Source organism: Pleionea sp. CnH1-48 (genome assembly GCF_024124665.1).
In the GTDB taxonomy this organism is placed as follows: Bacteria; Pseudomonadota; Gammaproteobacteria; order Enterobacterales; family Kangiellaceae; genus JAMXSB01.
Window position 1 is genome coordinate 1 of the sequence record NZ_JAMXSB010000011.1, and the last position, 12,528, is coordinate 12,528.

Below are 12,528 nucleotides of genomic sequence, written 5' to 3' on the forward strand. Positions count from 1 at the left end.
CAACCTTGCATATGCCTTTTGACTTCCTGATGTCATGCCAATTGCAATAAAACATCCGGTCTTATTGCTGGGCCGAAATGCTACAGAATGGATAGAGTTTTAAAAAGGAAAATATGTAAATAATTTATAATAAATCCACATAGGAGATATATCTGCGAGCAGCTGTCGACAAACTGAGATATACCACTTAGTAGTAGTTATCTTATTGATTAATCGGTCACTTTTTCAAGCGCTTCTGCAACGTGCTATCAATTATCCCACGAAGTAACGAACGAAAGCCCAACGTGTCGATGAAGAGTCCCGCGAGCAAATACCAGTACCATTCAGGCGTTTCTGCAAGGGCCTTAAAGCCTTCTTTAACATACGGCTGCATATCTGGAATAAATGACAATACAAGCGGAACTGTACCAATCACCAGCAAGTATTCATCTTTCCAACCTCGTGTTTTCAATGCAACTAAATCAAGATTGATGTCTGCGGCTTCCTGATTTTCTGCACGTCTGATTTTACTTTGAGATTCAGCCCTTAAAACTGCTAACTGTGTCTCTGTTTTTATTTTCTTGATTTCTTTTTTGTGAGTTAACCATGAGGTCAACGGACCCACAGCCAACTTTAAAACTTCAAATAACATTCCTTTATTTTCTCCTTAAGCTTCCCTAGCTGTTTTATAGTCATGACATGGATAGCAGAGCGATTGCAGGTTATCAGGTTCATCGGTCCCGCCTCGCGATTTCGGTGTGATATGGTCAACGGTTTGCGCTGCTTGTATTCGACTTATTGCGAGGCACATCTGACACAAGTATTTATCACGCGCTAAGATTTCCTTGCGCAACCTTTGCCACGACGAGCCATAACCACGTTGTGAGGATGTTCCCCGTTCGCTCTGCCATTTACCCCAACTAGCAAGGCTTGCGTGTTCCTGACAATATCCATGTCTTTCTATTGTTAATTGTGTGCAGCCTCTTTTGCGACATCCTCTAGGCGCTCTCTGCGGCACTTGTAAACCTCCCTATTGACTGTTAACAGCCCTAACAATCGCGATTTCCTTTTGATTCGTTAATGCTGTTCTATTTACTTCTTTTAATTGGCTCTCTGTTTGCGAAAGCCTCTGATTGATTGCGGCAAGTCTTGCGGCTGTCTCGATAGACATTTCTCGCGTTTCATCAAGCTTAACCACAATCTGATTTAAACGTGCATCGACGTTTCGCGTGTAATAGGTTGTGAAGCCTTGGAGAACCGTGAAGATAATCCCCAAGCATTGACATTAGCCATGCTATTGTTTTAGATTTATTTTTGGTATTCATTATACAAGTTTCTTATGCGCTATTGGTTTATTGAAGGTTATGATGGTCCCCTAAAAGTTTTCGAGAAGAAAGTTAAGTTTGGCTATATTACAGATAATCAAATGAGAGAATTATTGAAGGCGCTTACAGCAAAAGCTAGCTTAGACGATGATGAGATCATCGGCGCGTACTGTAAAAGAAATACAAAGATTGCAAACAACCTGCTTATAGTAACTTGTAACTCATCAGAATCTCACTACACCCTAACTTGCGGCACCAACCCTTTTTTTATGGCAAATGTTATTGAAGGTTAATGCGGAGTCATCTAATAATATTTTTAGAAAAGTAAATAATCTTACTCACATCATAATTGACACTTACGCCTGCTTTGCCTCTCCCTTGGCGCGCCTCTGAGGTTCTGCGAGTTGCCTTCACGATATTCCCTAAATCAAAAACATTATTGACCATGCAACGGATAACATCATTACAAGTCACTTCTAATGACTCGCCTTTTTGATTTGTAATAGTGAAATCATAATAGCCACTAGAGCCGCCAGAGCTGGTTATAGACGCTCTTTCGTTTTCTAACTCTTGTACCCTTAGTGATTCAGGATAGCCGTTAATTGTGTCTGTTCTGAACTATTGTTGGCTGCATGCTCTAACCTGTGCTTTTAAAGCAGTATTTAGACAATATTCAAGGATAGACTGTTCAGATCAAGTTTGAATAATTTATTGAAAACGAAATTCGGAGTTTGTAGAATCGAGGAGAAGCATTAATTGTTGGATCATCTATTTGAACTCTACTAGAGGTCTAGAGTGTCTAACTTAGATTAGTAACCACTTTCAACAAATAAGCTTAATTATATTGGCCGAGAGAATAGAAATTATTTAACTCTGTACAGTTGGGGAGTGAAACACTCCCCTCTTTGCTTACGATAAGTACTGTTTTAAGTACTTATAGTTTGGCGTTAACTTACCTTTATAAACAATCACCGCTCGATATAGCTCTGGGTGGAAATCCAAATCATCAAAGTCTTTGGTTAGATCCAACTGCATCAAGTCAGGCGTATAGTTTTCTAAAATAGAAGAAAAATGCTCTGACGCATCGGCCGATAACTCACAAGGAAGGTTATCAATCGACATAACCGTTACACCATCCCAAGAAATACCATTTTTATATTCATCGGAATCCACATCATAAGTAAATGCAGGCTCATCAATGGTGCTGGCAATTTTTGTACATTCTAAAGAACCGTTAATGTCACAGCTAATATCACCAATCACCCAAGGTAACTGCGCTTTATGTTGCTGCATACGTTGACGATCAAGATGCTTTGGGTATTTCTCTGTCCAATAAGGCGTTTGAATCAAGATATTAAACTTGCCAAGCAGTTGATCAAACGAACTTTCGTACGCATCAACGCCTTTAGCTACAAAATGGTCGAACTCAAAGTCACCACCATCTTTACGCACATTAATATGACGGCTACTCGCCACTGCATACCAACTGCCTTCTGGGATATGCCCCATCATAATCGAATGGATGTCGACCTTTGGCAGTTTAAGCCAACGGCAGACTTCTTCTGAGCCTTTACCGACATTACCAGTACCTACGATGATGACACGCAGTGGTTCGCCTTTTTGTAACTCAAGCTGATCGAAAGACTTCTTGATGTCTTCAATGCCAGAATACTTAACCGTCTGCTTAACTTTCGAGATGTCAGAAACCATCCCTTTTTGCGCCAGTTTTTCACCAACAACATTAAAAGTATCAATCGCACCTGCGATGCCAGCAAAACGACCAAAAGCAATGGTACGAGCGCCACGTTCATTCACAATGGTTTCGTAATCAATCAATGTTGCTTTTTGATCGATGAACTTTTGCAACAATGGCATGTTGTAGTCTTGCCCTTTAATAGTATGAGAAAAGGCAACATGCACTTGCTCGGGCATAATAGAATCAACAGGAGGCTCTTTGATGCCCATAACCAGTTGATATTCTGCTGGAGAATCGACCATAGTCGCACCAGCATCCGCATAGCTCTGGTCATTATGAATACGAATATCACAAGCTTCGACTGCTAAACCAAATCCTTTTTCGTTGAGTCGTTTTACAGCATCGGGCGTCAATGGGGTTCGCTTTTCCCACTGATTTTTATGTTCTTTGCGAACAATCGTTTTTAACATTATCGAGTCCTGAATTAATCTTTAACGGGTGTCTTAACGATGATATTTTGAGCATCATCAACCAGCTTCTTAGTCGCTTCGGATTTACCTAACCGAACACTGCCATCACCTTGAACCCGAAATGGCTCATCGCGATCAGGAAAGTGAGTGGCGTCATAGATCATCACTGCCTGAATAGCGATATCCCGCTGTTCATCAGTGATGGGGGATCCATCAGGCCATTTGCCAATCTCTACCGCTGTCTTCATATTCTGGTAGATTTCGGGCGTCATGGTTTGAATTATTTGCTCAAATTCCATCAATTAACCGTCTCATATTTAGTTTCAGGCGCGGATTATAATGAAAAGCTGGAAAGCGGCGCAAATTAGACGTAGCATTTTGCCTTCATTTTTTAAAATAATTACAAAAACCCTATGAAATTAAAGGCAACTTCTCCTCAGGCTTGGTTAGATGCGGTCATGTCTGATTTCGATGCATTTTTATTGGATCATGCCTCCTGCGAGAAAAAAGCGTCAGGTATGGCGATGTCTATTCTCTCTCATTACCCAGATAAACCACGACTGGTTCGTGCCATGACAGATTTGGCACTCGAAGAAATGAATCACTTTCGTCAGGTTACTCATCTCATTTACGACCGCAGCCTGCAACTGGGCGCAGATAGAAAAGATAACTATATCAATGAGCTACGAGGATTATATCGTCAGGGTAAAGAACATTATGTGGTCGATAGATTACTGCTGGCCGCCATCATAGAAGCCCGTGGGCATGAACGTTTTGGCATGATTGCCGAGGCCCTTCCAGAAGGAAAAATGAAACAGTTCTATCAAGCCATCACACGCTCAGAAGGAAAGCATTTTGAGTTATTTTTAGACTTGGCCACTGACTTTGCTGATCAAAATACCTTGGATGAGAGATTAGAGGAATTATTGCAACAGGAAGCCGAAATTATGCTCAAACAACCTCCCGTTGCCGCACTGCATTAAAAATAGTGCACTTAGGGGGCTACTAACCTTTCGTTGATGGCCAAAGCCCATCAACGAGAGAGCTAGTAACCATCAGAGAACAACACTAGCTGCACACCGCGAGTCGTCCAGGGGCAATGTTTGCCTCCAGCGGTAGGCATGGGCTTATATTTAAGCTCACCATTGTCATTTTTTTCGGTATTCAAGAAGTGGCAAATCTTCTGCACTAACTGACTGGCCGCCACTTGAGTATGCCAACTGCGATAACCACCCTGCCACTTGAGCGAATATTCACGAGGACGAGTCCCGCCCCATCCAGGCACTAAGCCGATATGAGCAAAGCGATCACCCAACTCCTCAACACCTGCTTCAACCAGCAAAAAGTCCAGACGAGAGATAATTGAACTGGCAGAACGACTGTTCCAACAAACCATTGGCAATCGCCCTTCTTTGCCCTCTAAATGCGCTGTTGCCAGGCAGGCAAGATAGGTCCAGCCACTGTTCATTTTGGCTTTTGAGTTAACATCAGCGGTGAGTGCTGCTTTTACCGCCTCACGCACATTCTGCCAGGTGACTTCTCGCTGCGGTACACCAGCAACCAGGAACACTTCGTTAGCGACTTTCACCGCCAACTCACGCTCTTGATAATTCCACTGATAATCCGTCTCAACAGATTCCGCCAGCACACCCGCCCGATATAACACCGGACTGACAATATGACTGTATTCCAGATAACCAGTACGAGGTTTGGGCCAGAAAAACGCCAACAAACGATCATGCCAACCGCTTACCGCATCCCCAACGGGCTTACGCTGGTACATAGGCTGGAAGGGATCTTCATCCACCCACGCCACCAAAGCTCGAATAAATTCATCGTCAGAGGAATCCGCAGTAGGAACATAAGGCGGGTAGATATCTTCACCAATCAGCTCAACACCCGCGTCGTCCAGAATCACAGGAGCATCGCATGGCGTTTCGATATCTGCCTGAATACGCGCCTCGGCAAAGTTAAGATAAACATCTTGTTCCAGATGAGTCAGAGAATCCCAATAATCCAATGCCTGATCCGTTAAGCGCGCACCTTCAAGGGTATCGCCCGTATCACCGCAGGTATAAGGCACCAACCGTAAAACTGCAGGATTCATCTTAAGCATTTCGTCAGAGACTTGACGACAATCTCGATAAGACCAGGGCACCATTAATCGGCAAGCCACTTCAACAGAAAAACGCTGTTTTTCAACCAACAACTGGTGCAGTGGCATGGCCAGATTTTGCAACGGCATCTTTCCTTCGCGCCATGCATAATGGTCATCAAAACGCTTGAACCATACTTTCCAGGCCGCAATAAACAATGCTCTGGGTATTTGATAATTACCAGCATGAGGGAAAGTCATTAACATAGAAAATCTACCATCCTGTTTCTGACACCTTCGAACACCGTATCAGTGCTTATCACCGAATCGAGGCGCATTGTTGTATGTAATTTAAGCTATTGATAACACAATTAATTCTGCTTTGGGTTATGCTGCTAAGCAGGTCATGTCATTAACAATAAGACGAAAATAGCTTTGTTGCAATTTTAACCGCTCGAAATCACCTCTGAGGCCAACTTTTCTGTAATATCAAGCACCTAAATGACGAGATTTATCAGCATTGGTTATTAATCCAACGCATTTAACCTCTCTCTGTCTCAAAAAATGAGATATCAGTATTTTTTGGTCATTCATGGGCATTGATTTAGCCTATAATGCCCCCCACTTATGACTGTCGTACGCTTTAGGCTGTTTATTCCATGCAATTATCACTTTCGCTACCCGATATTACTTTAAAAGCCGGGTTTACTAATCGTTGGCATCACCTGCAAGGCTCAAGTACTTCTCTGGCCATTGCCCAGTTGGCGCAACAGCATTCTGGCCCTGTGGTTGTGCTGTGCAGTCAGAGTAGTCAGGTTCAACGCTTCGAACGTGAAATAGCACAATTCAGCAGTCATACCCAGCAACCAGTGATTACTTTTCCTGACTGGGAAATTCTACCTTACGATTATTTTTCGGCCCATGAGAGCATTGTGTCAGAACGTCTTGAATGTCTGCACCAATTGCCTTCTCTTAAGCAAGGTGTGGTGATCACTTCGCTTTCGACAACAGCCACTCGTTTATCGCCGCGTTCTTTTATTGCGGGCAATATGTTGGTGCTTAAACCCGGCGACCAAATGGATCTCAGTGCAGCACGTTCAGCCTTCGAAGCATCCGGTTACCACTGCGTAAATAAAGTCATGGAGCACGGTGAATTTGCAGTAAGGGGTTCTCTGCTGGATCTGTACCCGATGGGTGCAGACACACCCTATCGAATCGACTTTTTTGATGACGAGATTGAATCCATTCGCTTGTTCGATCCTGAGTCACAACTATCGACCGAAACCATCAATCAAATCGAACTGTTACCTGCACACGAGTTTCCAAATACTGATGAAGCCATTGCACGCTTTCGCCAGAACTTTCGTGGACGCTTCGATGTTGAACTAAAAGATTGTCCGATCTACCAAGATGTTTCTAATGGCTTGTTGCCAGCAGGTATCGAGTTTTATTTACCTTTGTTCAACGATGATACTTGTAGCTTCTTCGACTACCTACCAGAAAATACGTTGTTGCTCACCGTTGGTGAGCTTCAACAAACCCAACAACAATTCTGGCAAGAACTCACCCATCGTTATGAAGAACGACGTGGAGATCGTACCCGTCCACTCTTAACCCCAGAAGAAATTTGTTTAACACCAGAGCAAAGCAATCAACACATCAAACAATTTGCTCGTGTTGATTTAAATGGCAAAGACGAAAAATCATCTCATGCACTGGCAACCTCTTTGTTGCCAGACATTGCCATTAACCACAAATTAAAAGATCCTTTGCAGGATTTACGAAACTACTTACAACAGCAACCTAAGCCCGTTGTAATTTGTGCCGAAAGTGCGGGCCGACGCGAAGTGATTTTAGAACTGTGTCAGCGCCATCAATTAACAATAAAAGTTCATGAACATTGGGCAGACATAGAAACCAGCCAATCTCTATCACTGATTGTTGCACCGATTGACGAAAGTTTTGCTGCTGAACATTTTGTCCTGATCGCCGAGTCGCAGTTATTTGGTCAACACGTACTGCAACGCCGACGACGTAAAAGTAACAAAACCGCTTACGATCCAGATGCGGTTATTCATAGCCTGGCAGAGCTAAAAGAAGGCGATCCGGTGGTACACGTCGAACAAGGTGTTGGGCGTTACCTAGGACTGCAATGTTTAACCGTTGCCGATCAACCCGCCGAATATTTAACGCTCGAATATTCTGGTGGCGATAAGTTGTATGTTCCCGTTCAAAGTTTGCATTTAATCCATCGCTATTCCGGCACCGCAGAAGGTGGTGCCCCTTGGCACAAGCTAGGAAGTGAACAGTGGGAAAAAGCGCGTAAAAAAGCCGCCGAAAAAGTACGTGATGTGGCAGCAGAGTTACTCGACCTTTATGCTAAGCGTGCAGCACGACCTGGCTTCCAATATAAAACACAAGATGATGACTATCTAAAATTTGCCGATAGCTTCCCGTTCGAGTTAACCGATGATCAAGACAACTCGATTCAGGCTATTCAAAAAGATATGGCGGCGTCGACGCCAATGGATCGTCTGGTATGTGGTGATGTGGGCTTCGGTAAAACCGAAGTGGCTATTCGTGCCGCTTTTATTGCCGTCCAAAATGGACGCCAGGTAGCCGTATTGGTACCCACCACTCTGCTCGCCCAACAGCATTACGAAACCTTTAAAGATCGTCTGGCAGAATGGCCGTTTCGCATCGATGTATTATCCCGCTTTAAAACCGCCAAAGAACAAGCCGCTACCTTTGACGATGCCGAAGCAGGCAAAGTCGACATTATTATCGGCACGCACAAACTGATTCAGGGCAATTTAAAGTTTAAGCAACTGGGTCTTGTGATCATTGACGAAGAACACCGTTTTGGCGTTCGTCAAAAAGAACAACTCAAAGCATTGCGTTCTGAAGTGGATATTTTAACTTTAACAGCCACCCCGATTCCGCGAACACTGAATATGTCGTTGTCGGGCATGCGCGATCTGTCAATTATTGCTACGCCTCCTGCGCGTCGACTGGCCATTAAAACCTTTGTACGAGAGTACAACATGCCACTGATCCGCGAAGCCATTCAGCGTGAAACCATGCGTGGCGGTCAGGTGTACTTTTTACATAACAGCGTCGACACTATCGAAAAGCGCGCTCGCGAGCTAGAAGAACTCATGCCAGAGCTCAATATTGGCGTTGCCCATGGTCAAATGCGCGAGCGAGAACTGGAGCAAATCATGCAACAGTTCTACCACCAGCGCTTCCATGTGCTCTTGTGTACCACCATTATCGAAACTGGTATCGATGTTCCTAACGCCAACACCATTATTATGGAACGGGCCGACAAGCTGGGTCTGGCTCAGTTGCACCAGTTAAGAGGACGTGTAGGACGCTCTCACCACCAAGCCTATGCGTACTTACTAACGCCTTCGATCAAAACACTCACCAAAGATGCCAAAAAGCGTCTGGATGCCATTTCATCACTTGAAGATCTGGGCGCGGGCTTCTCGCTCGCTACTCACGATATGGAGATCCGTGGTTGTGGTGAAATACTGGGTGAAGATCAAAGTGGGCAAATGGAAGGCATTGGCTTCAGCCTTTATATGGAAATGCTGGAAAATGCCGTGGAGGCCATCAAAGATGGCAAAGAACCCACCTTACACGACAGCCTGGCCACTCAGACACAAATCGACCTGGGCATCCCGGCTCTCATCCCAGAAGACTACATTCCAGACGTTCATACCCGTTTAACCTTGTATAAAGAGATAGCGAATGCTAAAAAATCTCAAGCACTACGAGATATTCAGGTATCTATGATCGACCGTTTCGGTCTTTTGCCGGATCATGTGAAGCAGTTGGTTGCCATTACAGAACTAAAGCTTAAATTAACACCTCTGGGAATAACACGCCTGACCGCCACCGAAAAAGGGCTCACCTGCGAGTTTAACCCAGACACGGTGGTTGACCCGGCAAAGATCATTCATTTGATACAAAGTAACCCTGCACGCTATCGGTTAGAAAAAGGCACTGTATTAAAAGTGAACCGACCACTGTCTGATGTTGTCGCAAAAGTAAATGAAGTCGAATCTTTGATTGAAACTCTAAGCCGCTAACGGTAGGCTAGCGCAGAGAAAAATCGGAAAGTTAATATATGATCAAGTACTTAGTAAACAAGCACTCATCCAAACTCTGGCTGGCTGCTTTACTTGGAGCCCTTAGCCAGACTGCTACGGCTCAAGAAGACGAGCTACGCTGGTTCGAAGTAGAAGTTATTTTGTTCAAGCAGAAATACGCCAATATGAACGAAGAACTTTGGTCAAAAACGACCCCGCTCTCATTTCCAGAAGCTTTTAAGGATTTTGCGACGGCAGAGTTGTTTCCTGCACCAGAACACACAGCAGCACAAGCAGAGCAGGTAACCACACCTCCTGCAGAACTGGTAGACCCAGTGCCTGTTGCCGAAGAAGAAAAAACGCCGCTCCAATTATTGATCGAAGAACATGCCTTTCAATTGCTGTCAAAAGACGACAAGCAACTGAGCGCGATGTTCAGCGCCCTGCAAAAAAGCTCACGCTACGAGCCTTTAACGCACTTAATGTGGCGACAACCGATGGTGAGCGAAGGCAATGCGCCCTGGATACGACTGGTTGGTGGCAAAGATTTTTCAGAGAGCTTCTCGCCAGACGGACGCTCAACCACAGAGACTCAGCAATACCACAACCTGGGGCTGACCTCTGACAACTTAAATAAATTAATTAACCGCGATAACACTACTGCCGTCGATAACACCAATAGCTTTGGTGTTGACCCAGGCTTCCAAGATCCTGCGAATGAGCAGCAAGAAGCCACTCTTCCTCCCCAATATGTAGCAGTTCCAGAGATAGACGGTTCTATTCAAGTTTACTTAAACCGTTATCTGCACATTAACACTCAACTGTTCTTGCGCATTCCAGGCAAAAAGAAAGTGGATGTTTCTAGCATCAATGCCAGTCTGTCTTCATCACTATTAGACATGACCCAGGATGGCATCATCGATAATGATCTGGAGTCCGGTTTTAACTGGAGTTTTGACCTAAGTGGCAATGAAGAACAGCAGCAAGAAGAACAACAAGCCATTGAGCTTGATCACCTGATTGACTATCCGATGCTGCAATCCAGACGTATACGCAGCAAAGAATATCATTATTTTGATCATCCTCTATTCGGAATGATTATCGAAGTCAGACCTTGGGAAATGGAACCTCCAGCGGAGGAGGCTCCAACCGAAACGTCTGACGATCCTTCAAATGCTCAGCTATCAAGTAATAATACGGGAGAATAACTGATGGCACACATTTGTGTATTAGGTTGCGGCATGGTGGGCAGTGCCATGGCGCGCGATATGGCTAAACAACATAAAGTATCGGCATTTGACCGCGACAAACATGCGCTAGCCAAATTAAAAGAATACGACGGCAACATCCAAACACAAATTACGGATTTGTCAGATAACGATGCCATCGCTGATGCCATCGCCGACGCAGACATGGTGATCTGTGCGGTCCCTGGATTTATGGGTTTTGAAACCCTTAAGCAAATTCTTACTAACAAAAAACCAGTCGTTGATATTTCGTTCTTTCCAGAACGCGCAATGGACCTGGACTATCTGGCTCGTCAAAACGGCGTATTTGCACTGGTAGACTGTGGTGTTGCTCCGGGTATGGATAACATCATTCTGGGCCACCACAACGAGCAGATGACCATCAGTCGTTTTGAATGCCTGGTCGGTGGCTTACCCCGTGATCGCAAATGGCCTTTTGAATACAAAGCCCCCTTCTCTCCAATTGATGTTATCGAAGAATACACTCGCCCTGCGCGTTATGTGGAAGCAGGCCAAGAAGTTATTCGCCCTCCACTGACCGATTGCGAGCTGATTCATTTTGATGGTGTCGGTACGTTAGAATCCTTTAACACAGATGGACTACGCAGCCTCATCGAAACCATGTCACATATTCCTAACATGAAAGAGAAAACACTGCGTTATCCTAATCATGCGGAATACATCAAAGTGTTGGCCGAAACAGGTTTCTTTTCGACAGAGCCGCTGGAAGTAAAAGGTGTTTCAATCGCACCTATCGACTTCACGTCTGCCGTTCTGTTTGACAACTGGAAGCTGAAAAAGAACGACAGCGAATTCACTGTTATGCGTGTGACCATCGAAGGTGACGAAAACGGCAAACAAAAACGTTATGTTTACAATCTGTTTGATGAAACCGACAAAGAAGCCGAAGTTTCATCCATGGCTCGCACGACCGGATACACAGCGACGGCATCGGTTGATTATCTGCTCAACAACGAAATGCCCGAAGCCGGTATTTGCGCACCAGAAAAATTTGGCGCCATTGAAGGTGTATACGATCACGTACTGAATTATCTAAAAGACCGTGGCGTTACCTATCGTAAAGAAGAACAACGTCTTGATGCCAATAAAGGCTAATCGAATAGAAAAGAGAAATTCAATGTCAGAATCCAAAATGTTAAACGAAGATAAACTCAAAGAAGTAAAAGATAACTTTAACTTTTTTGATCGCGATGGCAACGGTGAAATTGATTTAAAAGAGTTCACAGAATTATTAAAAGTACTCTCACCTCAATCAAACGAAGAACAAGCCGAAAAAGGTTTTTCATTAATCGATAGTAATGGTGACGGCCATATCGATTTTGAAGAATTTATCGGTTGGTGGAACACCTGCTGGTGGGAATACTAATTTATCGCTGCTAGCAAACTCAAAAAGCCTGACTCTTCGTCGGGCTTTTTTTTTACCTCAAAGTCCCTTCCCTTTACAGAATAAGATTCTCACTTAGAGATTATCAATCATTGCCTTTTAGTGTTAATAATTGCCATAGTTTTATCTCTCCCTGCTTTTTATAATGTTGGCTACTGAGTTAAAGGAATAGTCGCGTATTTCAAAAACCAGTATCCAATAATCAATGGGATGC

The 12,528-nt window shown here is 44.1% G+C and carries 11 protein-coding genes; 6 read left to right on the plus strand and 5 right to left on the minus strand.

What is annotated here, in order from left to right; genetic code table 11:
- Positions 1-217: 217 nt before the first annotated feature.
- On the minus strand, positions 218-631 hold the full coding sequence (locus NH399_RS17095) for a hypothetical protein (protein ID WP_253042241.1): 414 nt from the start codon (positions 629-631) through the stop codon (positions 218-220).
- 15 nt (positions 632-646) lie between these two features.
- Positions 647-790, minus strand: a complete 144-nt coding sequence (locus NH399_RS17100) for an HNH endonuclease (RefSeq protein ID WP_253042582.1) — start codon at positions 788-790, stop codon at positions 647-649.
- Between the two features lie 528 nt (positions 791-1,318).
- Here NH399_RS17100 and NH399_RS17105 point away from each other — a divergent pair.
- The gene (locus tag NH399_RS17105) at positions 1,319-1,597 is read left to right on the plus strand and encodes a hypothetical protein (RefSeq protein WP_253042243.1); all 279 of its coding nucleotides are present in this window, start codon (positions 1,319-1,321) and stop codon (positions 1,595-1,597) included.
- 616 nt (positions 1,598-2,213) lie between these two features.
- On the opposite strand, the gene NH399_RS17110 is transcribed toward NH399_RS17105, so the two are convergent.
- Together NH399_RS17110 and NH399_RS17115 are read right to left on the minus strand one after the other, a co-directional pair.
- Positions 2,214-3,470 carry a hypothetical protein gene (locus NH399_RS17110; RefSeq protein ID WP_253042245.1) on the minus strand — a complete coding sequence of 419 codons (1,257 nt, stop codon included), beginning with the start codon at positions 3,468-3,470 and terminating at the stop codon, positions 2,214-2,216.
- Positions 3,471-3,484: 14 nt separating this feature from the next.
- On the minus strand, positions 3,485-3,769 hold the full coding sequence (locus tag NH399_RS17115) for a YeaC family protein (protein ID WP_253042247.1): 285 nt from the start codon (positions 3,767-3,769) through the stop codon (positions 3,485-3,487).
- A gap of 114 nt (positions 3,770-3,883) precedes the next feature.
- On the opposite strand from NH399_RS17115, the gene NH399_RS17120 reads away from it, so the two are divergent.
- Positions 3,884-4,453 (plus strand): tRNA-(ms[2]io[6]A)-hydroxylase, encoded by a 570-nt coding sequence (locus tag NH399_RS17120; RefSeq protein WP_253042249.1) that lies wholly within the window; start codon positions 3,884-3,886, stop codon positions 4,451-4,453.
- Positions 4,454-4,515: 62 nt separating this feature from the next.
- Here the strand turns inward: NH399_RS17120 and NH399_RS17125 are convergent, their stop codons facing one another.
- On the minus strand, positions 4,516-5,832 hold the full coding sequence (locus NH399_RS17125; RefSeq protein WP_253042250.1) for a hypothetical protein: 1,317 nt from the start codon (positions 5,830-5,832) through the stop codon (positions 4,516-4,518).
- Between the two features lie 392 nt (positions 5,833-6,224).
- On the opposite strand from NH399_RS17125, the gene mfd reads away from it, so the two are divergent.
- Genes mfd through NH399_RS17145 form a run of 4 tightly spaced genes read left to right on the plus strand, consistent with a single transcriptional unit; the run spans position 6,225 to position 12,296 of the window.
- Positions 6,225-9,662: a transcription-repair coupling factor gene (gene mfd / locus NH399_RS17130; protein WP_253042252.1), complete on the plus strand. Its 3,438-nt coding sequence runs from the start codon at positions 6,225-6,227 to the stop codon at positions 9,660-9,662.
- Between the two features lie 38 nt (positions 9,663-9,700).
- On the plus strand, positions 9,701-10,870 hold the full coding sequence (locus NH399_RS17135; RefSeq protein ID WP_253042254.1) for a CsiV family protein: 1,170 nt from the start codon (positions 9,701-9,703) through the stop codon (positions 10,868-10,870).
- A 3-nt stretch (positions 10,871-10,873) separates the two neighbouring features.
- Positions 10,874-12,025 carry a saccharopine dehydrogenase family protein gene (locus NH399_RS17140; RefSeq protein ID WP_253042256.1) on the plus strand — a complete coding sequence of 384 codons (1,152 nt, stop codon included), beginning with the start codon at positions 10,874-10,876 and terminating at the stop codon, positions 12,023-12,025.
- 22 nt (positions 12,026-12,047) lie between these two features.
- Positions 12,048-12,296, plus strand: coding sequence for an EF-hand domain-containing protein (locus tag NH399_RS17145; RefSeq protein WP_253042258.1), 249 nt, complete (start codon positions 12,048-12,050; stop codon positions 12,294-12,296).
- Positions 12,297-12,528 lie beyond the last annotated feature (232 nt).